This is a genomic window from Pseudomonas sp. RT4P38 (genome assembly GCF_054897765.1).
Genome location: NZ_CM142703.1, coordinates 3,328,640 through 3,341,983 on the forward strand (window position 1 = coordinate 3,328,640; position 13,344 = coordinate 3,341,983).

Here is a 13,344-nt window from a genome sequence, read left to right on the forward strand (position 1 = left end):
GGAGGCGCTGAGCATAGCGCCAGAACCACCCCTCACAGGAATACCGCAACGTGTTGAATCAGACCTTTCAGTCAGTTTTGATAACTGCAAGCGTCGGAAAACTTCCGGTAGGTGATTTCTGCAGGTTTGCCAGAGGTGTCGATGTACTTCATCTCGGCCGTTATCACTTTGCAATCCAGCGTATTCGGTTCAGTCAGGGCAACGACCTTACCCACGTGAAGCGGCATGCCGTAGTGATAGGGCACGGCCTGGGAAGTTGAAGTGTCATTGGCCTGAGCCTGTCCGGCGAACGCGGTGCAGGCGAGGGCGGTGGTTATCAGCAAAGTGCGCATGTTCATGAATAGTCTCCAGTGCAGGCTTAAAGTCAGCTCGGCGTGTGAGGCGCCGAACCTGCCGCACTGGGCGTCAGAAGAGTCTGAAGGCGTGCGGTCCAGTAAAGTTTTGGACCGCGGGGTTAAGCGATGGTTAACCCCACTGAATGCCGTCTGTCGCGATGATGTTTCTGACAGAGATTTCATGCAGGTAAAAAAACTGAGGGTGCTTCGGCCCGTTCCTACACGCTCGGACGCTTTGTCGTCTTTCGCCGGCAAGCTGCCAGCGTTTACTGTTTAGCATCGCTGCAAAATCAGCGAGCAGGTTTGGTCACCTGATTAACACTGCACATATATGTGCCATCATTCGCGCTGCGGACTTCTACGTCTCGTAGTGCGTTGCAATGGTGGCTGTGTGCAGGACGCTTTCGAGCGAGCCGTTTTGAGTGTTAGCGGTTGACCAAGCCTGTACACAGCCGCCTCCATCGTTTGGTCACGGTGCTGGCGATTACTAATTAATACTCGAGTAATTACTATGCCAACACTAAATCCGTTTCCCGATCGCTATCGCTCAATCAAAAGCAGCGTTACCGACTCAAACCCAATGGTCATCGATACAGAGGCCGATCCCCAAGACATTCTCGAAGCCGCTTTACAGCGTATTCGAGCCTCCAGCCAGTTACTTGAAACGCTTCATTGCCAATGCTTCAAGCACGGTGATGTTCAAGATATTCCGCACATTACTCACGCGCTTTATCTGCTGACGCAGGATGGGTGCGATTTGCTGCTGGTTGCGCAGCAGCAGATGATGGGGTGGAAGGCGCCGGTCTGACGGCATACCTCAACGAACAAGCCAAGCTCCTAAGGAAACTCTGAAGAAGACTTCCAAATCTGGTGAAATACCCGCCTGACACGAACACGATGGTTGAGTCCCGATGAAACAGATGTCCTTCGCCGATGCCGAGTACGCCGGCAAACGTAAGCAGACCCGCCGCGAGCGCTTCCTGATCGAGATGGATCAGGTCGTGCCCTGGAAGGGCTTGGTTACTTTGATCGAGCCGCATTATCCAAAGGGCGAAGGGGGCCGTCCGGCGTATCCGTTGATGGCCATGTTGCGCGTTCATTTGATGCAGAACTGGTTCGGCTACAGCGATCCGGCGATGGAAGAATCACTATATGAAACGACGATTCTGCGCCAGTTCGCGGGCTTGAATTTGGATCGGATTCCCGATGAAACCACGATCCTCAACTTCCGCCGTTTATTGGAAAAACATGAGTTGGCAGGCGGGATTTTGCAGGTCATCAATGGCTATCTGGGCGACCGGGGCCTGCTGTTGCGTCACGGCACGGTGGTCGATGCGACGATCATTCACGCGCCGAGTTCGACCAAGAACAAGGACAGTAAACGCGATCCCGAAATGCACCAAACCAAGAAAGGGAATCAGTATTTTTTTGGTATGAAAGCGCACATCGGCGTCGATGCCGAATCCGGCTTGGTGCATAGCCTGGTGGGCACTGCGGCCAATGTGGCGGACGTGACGCAGGTCGATCAGTTGCTGCACGGTGAGGAAACTTACGTGTGTGGCGACGCCGGTTTCACCGGCGTGGACAAACGTCCCGAGCATCAGGATCGCAAGATGATCTGGTCGATTGCCGCCCGGCCAAGCAGCTATAAAAAGCACGCAAAAAAGAGTCTGATCGGGCGCATGCGACGCAAGATCGAATACGCGAAAGCGCAGGTGCGGGCCAAGGTTGAGCATCCGTTTCGCGTGATCAAGCGCCAGTTTGGTTATACGAAAGTGCGCTTTCGTGGTTTGTCGAAAAACATCGCGCAGCAGACAACGTTGTTCGCTTTGTCGAACTTGTGGATGGTGCGAAAACGGTTGATGGGTATGGGCGAGGTGCGTCTGTAATGCAGGCTGATCGCCCTGAAACAGCGCGATCCGAGGAAAGAACCATGAATTAAGGGCAAGAAAGGTCTGATTTTCGACCGACTTATGATTTTTGAGCCTCAAGTAGCGAGGGTATGAAAAATCGGTGGGTACTTCAGACCTTCCCTAAGGAGCTGGCTTGTCTGGGAGAGTTGAGTTACCAAGAGACTTTTATCATTGGCCGTAAATTGATAGATAAATCAGTATCCAAGTTTGTCAGGATAAAATGAAAGAGGGGGATGAGAGTCTTTCCACTTTTTAGCAAGTATCTTAGCTTCGTCGATTTGTCCAAGGGACATTTTTGCCGCTATTTCAGGCAAAACCTCATCCACATAGGGTTTGATGTTTCCTCCTCCATCGAGCTCAGTGAGTAGGGATGTCAATGCGTACCCTTTAACCAAGTCGAGCGGGAAATCGTAAAGTGATGGCGCGTGTGCCAAATAAGCACCATAGCTACTTACACCTGTTTCATACCCCGATTTTGCTGCTTCTTCAATCCAATGGCGTGCAATGCTGAGATCACCTCCGTTCTCATAAAGGTATGCTGAGAATTCAAGCATAGCTTTTGGAAAACCACCTTCTGCAGAAGCCTTCAACCATCGACCAACCGCTTCTTGGCGTTTCCAGGGTAAAAAAAACTTCTCTCCTTCCTTGTATCGATTCGCCAGTAGCCATTGACCCTGTGCGTAACCAGCTTCGGCTGATTTTTCAAGCCAGTCTAATTTGGTTGTAGCGAGATACATGATGTACATGGCTTCGCCGTCGCCGCTATTCGCTTTAGGCTCGGCGATTTTCCATAGATGCTCAAGCCAATCACCTGGTTTCTTTGAGCCTTTAGGACAATTGTTCATCGTGCTGCACAAGTCACTTTTTGATGTAGCAAGTTTAAACAATGCGTAGTAGTCACCTTGCTCCGCCGCTGCCTCGTACCATTTTTGGGCCTCTGCGGTAATGTACTGCTTCTGCTGACGTAACTCTTCCGCTAAATAAAATTGTGCTTCTCTGTCTCCCGCTTCTGCCGCGATCGTTAACTCTGGTATTGCGACCTTGTATTGATTGTAGAGTACCACTCCTTGAATTTTGCTCTGTTGCTGCTGAGAGGTAAGATCTGCTCGGGCGTGGCAACTCATCATAAACAGAATAAAAATGGCTAGTGCGATTCTGGTTTTTATAGGGTGTGTCCACAGATGCGGTTGTGTGCCTTGATGCGTCTGTGGGTAGATTCTAAAACTCAAAGTTACAGGCCTAATTTTTCTGGATAAAAAGAAAGTGGTGGGTGTGTGGCTTTCCAGTCTTTAGCAAAATTATTGGCCTCGGTGATTTGTTCGGGCGTCATCTTTGCCGAAATAAGAGGAAGTTTTCCTTCGACATAAACTTGCACGTGTCCACCTCCGTCTAGCTCTTTCAGTAACGATACCAACGCATAGCCTTTTATGAGGTCGATAGGGTAGCCGACTTTATCGGGAGTATGAGAAAGATAGGCGCCATAACTACTCACAGCGTCTTGGTAACCAGTTTTGGCAGCGATCTCAAGCCAATGACGAACGCCTTCTAAGTCACCACGCTCATACAAGATAGAAATGTATTCGATCATGGCCTTCGGGTATCCACCTTCGGAAGATGCTTTCAACCACTTCTCTTCGGCGGATTTACGATTCCAAGGTAGTAAAAAACTACCTTGTCCCTCCGAATAACGATTGGCTAGCAACCATTGTGCGGGGGCGTAGCCTGCTTCTGCCGATTTTTCTAGCCATGTTAAATCAGAGGTTGCGTTATACATAATGGCCATTGCTTCGGCATCCCCTTTCATAGCCCGAGGCTCTGCCGTTTTTATTAATAAATCCAACCAATCGCCAGCACTTTTAATTCCAGAAGGACACTTATTTGCCACCGCACATAGGTCCCCTCCGGCTGTGGCGAGCTGAAACATTGAGTAGTAGTCGCCTTGAGCCGCAGAAGCTTCGTACCACTTTTGAGCTTCGGCGGTCATAAGCTGTTTTTCTTTGCGCAGTTCTTCGGCTAAATAAAACTGTGCTTCTGCATCTCCAACTTCAGCTGCAATACGTAACTCTGGTGCGGCCGTTTTGTACTGGTTGTATAGGGTGACTCCTCGAGTTTTAGCAATCTGTTGCTCGGGTGATAGTTGTGCAAATGCATTGTTGGTAAATGCCAGTAAAAATAGAGCTATAGTGAAAAGGGGCTTGCGTAACATTTTTTTACCTTGAAGTTACTGGGTTTGGCCAATGTAGGTTGCTTTTCCACCCGGTACAAAGGTCCTTCCGTAGTATTGAACTCGATGACAAAACCCGTCTAGGCGAGCGCCGAGCGTATTTACGTGCGTTTTGTATCTTGCGCGCATTTCATCGTTCTGGTCACCAAAAAGCCTTTGAACTGCTTCGGACATAAAATTGTCCATTCTCAATCTATTCTCGCAGTAACTTTGCTCCGCATTGCTCGAAGCTTTTGTACCAAATCGATTCATGCTCATACATGCCTCTTCAAACTGCGCTTGCGCTAGAGGAATCGTTCCTTGCGCCGTGGCTTGCTTCACAATCCAGCCAAGTATGCGCTCAACTGCTTGTTGTTGGAGTAAATGGCATTGATCTTTTGTATAGGCTTTTTCACCAGGCTTGGATTCTGTACCTACAGTTACATACTCTCTAATTTTGAAAGATTCCGCTGCCGAAACAAGAGTCATCAACATAGGGCCAAGAGCACCTGGTGTTGCAGTCAGGAACCATTGTTCAAGTTCTGCTTGTTGGCGATAGGTCATGATCGAATGAGCAATGGATGCACCACGACCACCACCAGTCAACGCCTCATACAACGACATCACCATATCAATGCCCACCATGTAAACCATGGCGACTTCCATGCCGGCAGCGCCGAGGAAGTTTAGTTTATCGATATAATCGGCTGCCTCATCGGTCACAAAGATCAGGGATTTATCCTGGTTTTTATGCATTTCGCGGCGTAGCAAGTTGATCAGATCAGTGACACCGTCGTAGCCCACTTCGAACTGGAATTCCCCACCAGCCCCCGGTCCGACGATGAGCGATGCCTTGAACCGCATGATAAAGCGGCCTTCGTTCAGAGAAATGGCGACATCGGCATTTACCCCCAAGCCGTATGCAGCGGTGAAGCCTGCTGTCAGTCGCGCCAAGCTGAACCATTGACTGGTTTTCGCGTTGATTGCACTGTTTGCCATTCCCGGTGCTGGTGGGGTGCGCAGGGCCGCGATTTCTTTGGGAGGTGCCCAGTTCAACGCACCGGTCAACAAGATCCCTGCCTGTACACCCGCGAATAGGTTGAACTCCGCTTTACCGGCGTCTTCGATCCTGACTTTCGCTGCGTCCCCAGTAAGTTCTTGCCCACTGCGTACCGTTGCGGCTGTTGCTTTAGAGGTTTCTGGCCGTTTGGCGTCCTGAATTTCTGGAAGGTTTAGGCCGCCTTGTACATTGGCTCGCCCTAGCTGCACGCTGGATGAAAGGAGTAGGGATGCGCCGGTATAGCCCCAAGCTCTGGCTCCTAAGTGAAGGGAGAACCTGCCGAGATTCAAGTTTTTGCGATTTTTCTCGTAATCCAGGTACGGAATCAGGATGTCTTTGGCCTGATCTCTGCCTGGCAGATCCAGTTTCATCAACTCGACTTCGCCACGAGCGAGGTCAATTCCTAAGCTTACTTCTGCTTTGGCAGACGCCTTGAAGTTATCGGCCACGCTGAAACTCGGGCCGGTGACCTTAGCGGAGACATGGATTGACGATTGAGGGGGTGTCAGGCACCGAACCAATTGCGCCTGTGGGCTATTGTCGAACAGTCGAAGAGAGCTGCGGACCTCTTCTTTGAAGAGAAGCTGGCGCAGGCGCAGACCCCAAGCTTTGCGTGCGCCTTCGTCATCCACTGTGTCGACTTTATAGTTTTTGGATTTCAGGTAGGTGTGAAAGATTTCAACATCAAACCAACCTTTTTCATCAAACCAGTTACTTTGCTGGTCCTTGATAGCTACTGCGCCCTGTAGGCGTAGCCACTCATGGAAGGGATTGTCTTCGGTGTCCGTCCCCGCTTTAGCACTGCTGTCGCCAGGAGTTTTACTAAGTCCTTTCTTTGCACTGGCGCCGACTTCACTCCAGTCTTTCTTCAACGATTTTTCGATGCCTTCCAGGTTCAGAAGACTCAAGTGTTTCAAGGCCGTGTTCGGACTGTTGAAGAGGGCAACCTCTCGCAGAGGAAAACCCGCCTTGACCAGGCGCTCTTCAGGCTTTGGCTGGAATTGTTCAGGTTCCCAAAGCAGATGTCGTAGTGGCAATGCAGCGGCGACGACAGCTTCAGCATCTTCCCGGAGCTGGAAACGAGCTTGTTGAATGCGCTGCCATTCAGCTTCCTCTGGCTCTACGATGCCTGCGGGAGCGGCGACGTTTTGACCGCTTGCGTCGATCCATGCTTTGTACTTCGATCGAATCTGCTCGCTGAGTTTTGTTTGCTGTTGCTCCATCTCAAGATACGACTTGAACTTCTCGACCCCAGCACTAATGTCTCCGGTGTCTGGAATGAAAGCGAACTCTGGCAATGCCAAGCCGTAATCTGCAACCTTCAAAATCGAATCGATATAGGCGGTGAAGTCGTTTTCGACCTTTTTGCGGTCACTGGCGACGCCTTCCAAGTAACTGCACATGCGAGCTTTGCCATCGATTACGCAGTTGGTAGCGTCGGCATAAGCCTTCTTGTTTTTCTTGAAGTCTTCTTCCTTCAACGTGGTCAGCTTTCCGCTCACCGTAAGGGCTTGGCGAGCCTTCAGATAGGTCTGTACGCGTTTGCGTGCCTCTATAGCGCCGGGCGAGAACAGGTTGCCACTTTCATAGAAGTAGCCTTCTTCTTTAGCTTGAGCGACAGCGATATTTTTCAGCTGCGTCCACTCGTGATAAAGCTTTTGTAGCTTTTGTCCCTGATTGTTGGCTTCAAGCAAGCTGTCCTGTTGCTGGCTGGCCAATTCACGATTGCGGGAGTAATCGGATTGGTCAGGCATTTTGTCGAGCTTGGCTGCATTTGCGGCTTCTCTGCTGACGGCCTTCAAGCGCATCGCCATTGTCGGCTGAGCGATATCTGGCTCTTGCGCCTCAATCTCCAGCATCCTGCTTTGTTGTTCGCCTTTCAGAAAATTTGTCAGCTTGGGTTCCAGAAAGTACTCCAGCAATCCCGTTGCATTCATCCCCTTCAGCCGTTCCTCAGGCGATTTGCTGGCACTGACGTGCTGTTCCAGCTCATTCATCGCTTCTTTGATGGAACTCGCCGCTTTTTCAGGCAACAGGTAGAACATCTTTTCTTTCGTGGCGTAAATCACTTCGCCATAAGTCGTCGAGCAGGGCGTTTTTACCTTGTCAAAGGCGTTCGAGCAGCTTTGTGGCGCTTCAGGCTGCGGATCAAGTTCCTGAACGGGCGGTTTTTCGACGGGGGCGGCACCTGCCGATGGCTGTGTAGCGGGAGTAGAGACGTCGACCTTGGGTACAGCACTGGTATTGGATTCCATAAATGCTTCCATTCATTCGTTACGCGGACGGGTTCATCAGGCGGCGCTGGTGGCGAGTTGCTTCAGCTGTTCAACCTTGATGAACGACTCTTCCCTGGATTGCAGGATGGCCATGGCCTGGGGCTGTGTTTCGAGCAGCGGGCCATTGGCGATGTGGGCCAGCTTGAGCAAATGCCGGCCTTCGTAGATGTTGTGATTGACCAGCACATCGAGGTTTGCCGCGATGTTTGGCAGCTCTTCGACAGTCGGTTCGCCAAATGCAGCGTACTGCTCGTCGACCCAGTAAACCCAACCGAGTCGCTCTTGAACCTTTGGTGCATCGTCCGGGATATTGAACGCTGAGACGTCACCCAGCCATTCGAGTTCCGAGGTTGGGGCCCAGCTCAGCCAATTACCGTTGCCGGCACCGAAATAAGCCGGGGCAGGGGTGTAGACGTATTGCCACGGGCCGAAGAGCTGATGCGAGGTTTCGCCAGCGGTGTAGGCCAGTGCGGCCCACAGGCTGGGTTTGTGATAGCTCAGCAGGCTTTGGCCACCGGAGCCGTCATTGGCGCGTAACAGCCAGTGCGCATGGGCCAAAGCCTTGACCGGGTCGTCAGTGGTCAGGGCGATGCCGGAAAAGTTTTCCTCGCAAAGCTTCGCGGCTTCGGCGGCCAGGCGGCTGCCCCATGGCGCGTTGAGCCACAAGGGGCCATCAGCGGCGATTTCGGCGAAATCGGTACCGATGAACAAGCCTTGGGAGTTCATCGGTTCGCCGACACGGTAGAGGCGGCTCATGGCCTCAGGCTGGCGGGTGCGGTCGATGATGAAGCACAGCGTCTGGCTCGATGGTTCTCTCGGCAGTTGCTCGAACGAATGGCGGGGTTCGGCGAGGAGGGCGTTCAACGCTTTTACAGGCATGTGCAATCCTTACGGCTGCAGGCGCCGTTGCTTTGTTTGCCGCACAACGGCGTGATACCGGACTCGTTCAAGCGTTTTGGCAGTGGTATCGGGACTTTGCCGGCCTTATCCGCATCCGCCACCTTCATCGGCCCCGGCAACAGCGGCGCAGCAGGCGTCCCCGACCCCGGCCCACCCCCCGAGTTAACCTTGACCTGCGCACCACTGATGGTCACGCCCCCGGCATCAATTTTCACAAAGCTCCCGCCAGCCTTGGCCGTCAGCTCCATGCCGCCCTCAACCACAACCTTTTCCCCAGCGTTGTAGTGAATTTCCTGTCCAGCCTCGACAAATTGCGCCGTCCCAACCTTCACGTGCTGAGTCACGGCAACCGTCAGGTGATCATCCGCCCTGGTCTCAGTCTTGCGATCCAGATGGGTAGTCCGATGTTCTTCAACCTTGAACTCGCTGAAAACATTGGCCTCAACGGTGTCGTGGCGTTCGTTGCCGATGCGAATCTTCTGGTCGTGCTCGATGTTTTCATCCCAATCGCGCTGGGCATGCAGATAGATCTGTTCCGCACCTTTCTTGTCTTCAATCCGAAACTCGTTGTAACCGTTGCCGCCCGGTGAGCTGAGTGTCTTGAAGGTGCTGCGGGTTTTGTTTGCCGGCAGGTCGTAGGGGACGACGTTTTCCTTGTGGTACAGGCAGCCGGTGATCAGTGGTTGGTCGGGGTCGCCTTCGAGGAAGGTGACGAGCACTTCCATGCCGATGCGCGGGAAAGTGATACCGCCGTAGGCGTTGCCGGCCCAGCCGGTGGCGACGCGCAGCCAGCAACTGGTGTTGTCGTCGGCCTGGCCTTCGCGGTCCCAGTGGAACTGGACTTTGACGCGACCGTATTCGTCGCAGTGGATTTCTTCGCCCGGTGGGCCGGTGACAGTGGCGGTCTGGCTGCCCAGGACTTTGGGTTTCGGGTGTTCGAGGGCAGGACGGAAGTGCGCGTCCCACGGGGTGGCGAGGAAGCGGTTGCGGTAGCCCTGGTGGAAATCGTCTTTGTTTTGGGTGACGTCGCTGGTGACGTTTGCGCCGAGCACTTGCGGCTGTTTGCCTTCGTGCACCACTTCCAGCAGCAGCCAGAGGTCGTTCCACTCGGCGCGCGGGTGTTCGCTCAGGGCCATGAAGTGGCCGGTGACGAGCGTGGGTTCGTCGCCTTTGCCTTCGGCAAGTTTGTAGTCGCTGCGATGGCGTTCCAGGGCACGGGTTGCCAGTTGCTTGCCGCGTTCGCGAGTGAGGAAGCGGCCGGGGTAGTCGTAGTCTTCCAGGTCCGGGGCGAATTCGCTTTTGGCGGAGCCTTCGGGAAGGATGCGCGGTTTCTCGAAGTCGTAGTCGCGGCGGCTGACGCGGGTGGTGCGGGTTTCCAGGCGCAGGTTGAAGCGCTTGATCACCGGCTTCTCGGCAGCCATGCCGGAGTCTTGCTGATAGGCCACGGGCGCAAGTTTGCGGAACACCGTCTGGTCATCGCCGAACACCAGTTTGTGGCCGCTGGCAGAGTGCTGGAAGTGGAAGTGAATGCCTTCCTCTTCGCACAGGCGCTGGATGAAATGCAGGTCGGATTCGTCGTACTGCACGCAGTAATTGCGTTCTGGGTAAATCGCGCCGAGCTGGAAGCTGTGGGCGTCGGCCAGGATGCCGCGCGCTTCGAGGACCTGAGCGATGATCTTCGGCACACTTAAATGCTGGAAAATCTGCTGGTCATGGTTATGGCGCAGGTAGGCGAGTTGCGGCACCAGGCTGATGCTGTAGCGGGTCAGGCTTTTGCCCGAGTCGCCTTGCTCGATGCGGTACACCATACCGTGGATGATGCCTTTTCCGGTGGCGCCGAAGGTCAGGCTGCCGGGCTTGTGCAGTAACTCTTCGAGTTTCAGGTCGGGGCGGGCGCTGACCAGTTCGATGTCGAAACAGAACGGCTGATTGAGGGTTTCGCGACCGACGAAGCTGAGTACCTGAAGGTCAACGGAAACGCCTTCCAGCGTCAGGGAAATATGGGTTGCGTTCGCGTCCAGCATGCCTTTAATTCCGTCCTTTGAATAAGCTGGGGCGGATGGTGCAGGATTAAAGCGCCCCGTTCAAGGCAACGCCGTCATTTACAGACTACAGTGGTCTGTAGCCCGTAACAGCCGGCTCTGGAGGGGACGCGGAGCGTCCCGGGCTGCATTTGCTTTGCTGCGCGAGGGAACGATCTGTCAGGTGAGTTGCTGGCGATACGGCAAATCCGGCCCGGTCTTGCTGCAGGTCAGCGCCGCCGCCTGCACCGCAAACTTCAGCATCCCGTCGATCTGCCCGCGGCCGAGTGATTGCACGCCCTCAACCGAGTCCAACTGCTGCTCGGTCAGCCAAGTAATCAGCGCTGCCTGAAACGTATCGCCAGCCCCCACGGTATCGGCAATCTTCACCGAACACGCCGGCACCGACCACGAACCATGGCCCTTGCTGAACACCGTCGCCCCCTCGCCACCACGGGTCAGAAACACCAACTGACAGCGATGCTGCAGCCAGCCTTCAATCACCCGTTGCGGATCCTGCTCGGGGTACAACAGGCTCAAATCTTCATCGCTGACTTTGATCAGGTCGGCCAGCTCAACCAAGATGGCAACCCGCGAACGCCAGAGGTCGATATTCGGCTCAGGGTTGAGCCGTACGTTCGGATCAAGGCTGATTAAGCGTTTGCCACTTTCTTGCCGCACCAGCGCCAGCAGCGTGTCAGCAATCGGCTGAACAACCAGCGAAAACGAGCCGATGTGCAGGCCGCGCACTTCAGGTCCCAGTTCCGGCAGGTGCTCGGTTTTCAGCTGCCGATCCGCGCAGCCTTCGCCCCGGAAGCTGTAATGAGGTGAACCGTTGGCACCGACGGCAACCATCGCCAGGGTCGTAGGCGCAGCGAAATCCACCAGGTAATCCGGGCGCACGCCTTCATCCTGCAACACCTGCTGCAAGCGCCGGCCGAGGTAGTCGGTGGACAGGCCGGCAAACAGCGCAGCCTCCACCCCCAAACGGCGCAAACCCACCGCCACGTTGAACGGCGAACCGCCGGCAATCGCCTTGAAATTCACTTTTGAAGCCAGGCCGCTGGCGTCGTCTTCACTGAAGAAATCGAACAGCGCTTCGCCACACACAAGGTACATAGTTATTCACTCTTTAAAGGGTTACGACATGCTGTTGATAGCGTTCGTAGGCCTGCTGACAGGCCGCCACATTGTCGGCGATCGGCAAGGTTTCGCTGGCCGGATCGAGCTTCACGCAACGCTCGCAAAGATCCTCCAGGCTGTGTTCATGCCCGTTTTCCCAGGACGTGCACCACGCCGCCTGTATCGCCGCGCCGAGGGCTGCGGCTTCGCTTTGTTCGGTGCAGATCACCTTCGTGTTCATGATGTCAGCGACGATCTGCCGCCACACCTGACTTTTCGAGCCGCCGCCAATCAGGCAGATGCGCAGGCTTTGTAAGCCATTCTGGCGCAGCAGGTCCAGCCCATAACGCAACCCGAAGGTCGTGCCTTCCACCACCGCGCGGCACAGGTTGGCCTGAGTCAGGTTGGTCATCGTCAAACCCAGCAGGCTGCCGGTGGCATGGGGCAGGGCGGGGACACGCTCGCCGTTGAGGAACGGCAGCATGCACACGCCTTCGGCACCGATCGGTGCTTGCGCGACGAGATCGTTGAACCGTTCGATATCCAGCTCGAACAACTCACGAATCACACCGGTGGCATTGGTCAGGTTCATGGTGCAGATCAGCGGCAGCCAGCCACCACTGGAGGAGCAGAACGTTGCGACGCAAGCGTCCGGACTCACGGTCGGTTGATCAGCATAGGCGTACACCGTCCCCGAGGAACCGAGGCTCATGGTGATTGCGCCGGGTTTGATGTTGCCGGTGCCGATGGCGCCCATCATGTTGTCGCCACCGCCGCTGGAGACCAGCGCCTGCGGGTTGATGCCCAGGTGTTCAGCGATGCTGGGCAGGATCCTACCGACCGCTTGATGGGCATCGATCAGCTCCGGCAGCGCGGCTTGCAGACGCCCGGTGGAATCAATGTCGCGCAGCAGTTGCAAGTCCCACTGGCGGGTGCGCACGTTGAAATACCCGGTGCCCGAGGCGTCGCCATACTCACTGCAACTGCGGCCGGTGAGCCAATAGTTGAGGTAGTCATGGGGCAGCAGGATTCGGGCGATACGAGAGAAAATCTGCGGGTGTTGTTCTTTGGTCCAGAGCAGTTTGGAAACGGTGTAGCCCGGCGCGATGACGATGCCGAGGCGTTCCAGGGAGCCTTTTTCGCCACCCAGATGGACAAGCAGACGGTCGTTTTCCGGGGTGGATTCGGTGTCACACCAAAGTTTGGCCGGACGCAGCACCTGACCTTGGTCGTCGAGCAGCACCAACCCATGTTGCTGGCCGGAAACGCCGATGCCGAGAATGTCCTGACCGTCGACCTTCGCCGCGAGCAATGCGCGGCGGGTGGCAAGCGCAAAGGCTTCCAGCCATTGGCAGGTGTCTTGCTCGCGGCGGCCGTTGGCGCCGGTGATCAAGGCGTGGGCGGCGGCACCCTGGCCCAACACCTGACCGCTGATGGCATCGAGGACGATGGCTTTGGTGCCTTGGGTGCCGCAGTCGATGCCGAGGAATAGTTGTTGGTTTGTCATGTAAATG

At 54.8% G+C, this 13,344-nt stretch carries 10 protein-coding genes; 2 read left to right on the forward strand and 8 right to left on the reverse strand.

What is annotated here, in order from left to right; genetic code table 11:
- Positions 1 to 71: 71 nt before the first annotated feature.
- Complete coding sequence (locus ACYZT7_RS15475) at positions 72 to 338, reverse strand: DUF2790 domain-containing protein (protein ID WP_462041713.1); 267 nt, start codon at positions 336 to 338, stop codon at positions 72 to 74.
- Positions 339 to 846: 508 nt separating this feature from the next.
- Here ACYZT7_RS15475 and ACYZT7_RS15480 point away from each other — a divergent pair.
- Together ACYZT7_RS15480 and ACYZT7_RS15485 are read left to right on the forward strand one after the other, a co-directional pair.
- Positions 847 to 1,143, forward strand: a complete 297-nt coding sequence (locus ACYZT7_RS15480) for a hypothetical protein (protein WP_462041714.1) — start codon at positions 847 to 849, stop codon at positions 1,141 to 1,143.
- Between the two features lie 103 nt (positions 1,144 to 1,246).
- The gene (locus tag ACYZT7_RS15485; protein ID WP_462041715.1) at positions 1,247 to 2,224 is read left to right on the forward strand and encodes an IS5 family transposase; all 978 of its coding nucleotides are present in this window, start codon (positions 1,247 to 1,249) and stop codon (positions 2,222 to 2,224) included.
- 218 nt (positions 2,225 to 2,442) lie between these two features.
- Here ACYZT7_RS15485 and ACYZT7_RS15490 read toward each other — a convergent pair whose 3' ends face one another.
- The 7 genes from ACYZT7_RS15490 to xylB all read right to left on the reverse strand — a co-directional run bounded on the left by ACYZT7_RS15490 (position 2,443) and on the right by xylB (position 13,337).
- On the reverse strand, positions 2,443 to 3,477 hold the full coding sequence (locus ACYZT7_RS15490) for a tetratricopeptide repeat protein (protein WP_462041716.1): 1,035 nt from the start codon (positions 3,475 to 3,477) through the stop codon (positions 2,443 to 2,445).
- 2 nt (positions 3,478 to 3,479) lie between these two features.
- Positions 3,480 to 4,454 carry a tetratricopeptide repeat protein gene (locus ACYZT7_RS15495; protein WP_462041717.1) on the reverse strand — a complete coding sequence of 325 codons (975 nt, stop codon included), beginning with the start codon at positions 4,452 to 4,454 and terminating at the stop codon, positions 3,480 to 3,482.
- A 15-nt stretch (positions 4,455 to 4,469) separates the two neighbouring features.
- Complete coding sequence (locus tag ACYZT7_RS15500; RefSeq protein WP_462041718.1) at positions 4,470 to 7,766, reverse strand: hypothetical protein; 3,297 nt, start codon at positions 7,764 to 7,766, stop codon at positions 4,470 to 4,472.
- Between the two features lie 36 nt (positions 7,767 to 7,802).
- Positions 7,803 to 8,666 carry a DUF4123 domain-containing protein gene (locus tag ACYZT7_RS15505; protein ID WP_462041719.1) on the reverse strand — a complete coding sequence of 288 codons (864 nt, stop codon included), beginning with the start codon at positions 8,664 to 8,666 and terminating at the stop codon, positions 7,803 to 7,805.
- Positions 8,657 to 10,711 carry a type VI secretion system Vgr family protein gene (locus ACYZT7_RS15510; RefSeq protein ID WP_462041720.1) on the reverse strand — a complete coding sequence of 685 codons (2,055 nt, stop codon included), beginning with the start codon at positions 10,709 to 10,711 and terminating at the stop codon, positions 8,657 to 8,659. The genes ACYZT7_RS15505 and ACYZT7_RS15510 overlap by 10 nt, the downstream gene beginning before the upstream one ends.
- Positions 10,712 to 10,888: 177 nt before the next feature.
- Positions 10,889 to 11,827, reverse strand: a complete 939-nt coding sequence (locus tag ACYZT7_RS15515) for a carbohydrate kinase family protein (RefSeq protein WP_462041721.1) — start codon at positions 11,825 to 11,827, stop codon at positions 10,889 to 10,891.
- A 13-nt stretch (positions 11,828 to 11,840) separates the two neighbouring features.
- Positions 11,841 to 13,337: a xylulokinase gene (gene xylB, locus ACYZT7_RS15520; protein ID WP_462041722.1), complete on the reverse strand. Its 1,497-nt coding sequence runs from the start codon at positions 13,335 to 13,337 to the stop codon at positions 11,841 to 11,843.
- Positions 13,338 to 13,344: the final 7 nt, after the last annotated feature.

Excerpts from the sequence above, each read along its gene's own strand:
- ACYZT7_RS15500 (WP_462041718.1), bottom strand. The coding sequence starts at position 7,766 with ATGGAATCCAATACCAGTGCTGTACCCAAGGTCGACGTCTCTACTCCC.
- ACYZT7_RS15495 (WP_462041717.1), bottom strand. The coding sequence starts at position 4,454 with ATGTTACGCAAGCCCCTTTTCACTATAGCTCTATTTTTACTGGCATTT.
- ACYZT7_RS15485 (WP_462041715.1), top strand. The coding sequence starts at position 1,247 with ATGAAACAGATGTCCTTCGCCGATGCCGAGTACGCCGGCAAACGTAAG.
- ACYZT7_RS15515 (WP_462041721.1), bottom strand. The coding sequence starts at position 11,827 with ATGTACCTTGTGTGTGGCGAAGCGCTGTTCGATTTCTTCAGTGAAGAC.
- ACYZT7_RS15480 (WP_462041714.1), top strand. The coding sequence starts at position 847 with ATGCCAACACTAAATCCGTTTCCCGATCGCTATCGCTCAATCAAAAGC.
- ACYZT7_RS15510 (WP_462041720.1), bottom strand. The coding sequence starts at position 10,711 with ATGCTGGACGCGAACGCAACCCATATTTCCCTGACGCTGGAAGGCGTT.
- ACYZT7_RS15505 (WP_462041719.1), bottom strand. The coding sequence starts at position 8,666 with ATGCCTGTAAAAGCGTTGAACGCCCTCCTCGCCGAACCCCGCCATTCG.
- ACYZT7_RS15475 (WP_462041713.1), bottom strand. The coding sequence starts at position 338 with ATGAACATGCGCACTTTGCTGATAACCACCGCCCTCGCCTGCACCGCG.
- xylB (WP_462041722.1), bottom strand. The coding sequence starts at position 13,337 with ATGACAAACCAACAACTATTCCTCGGCATCGACTGCGGCACCCAAGGC.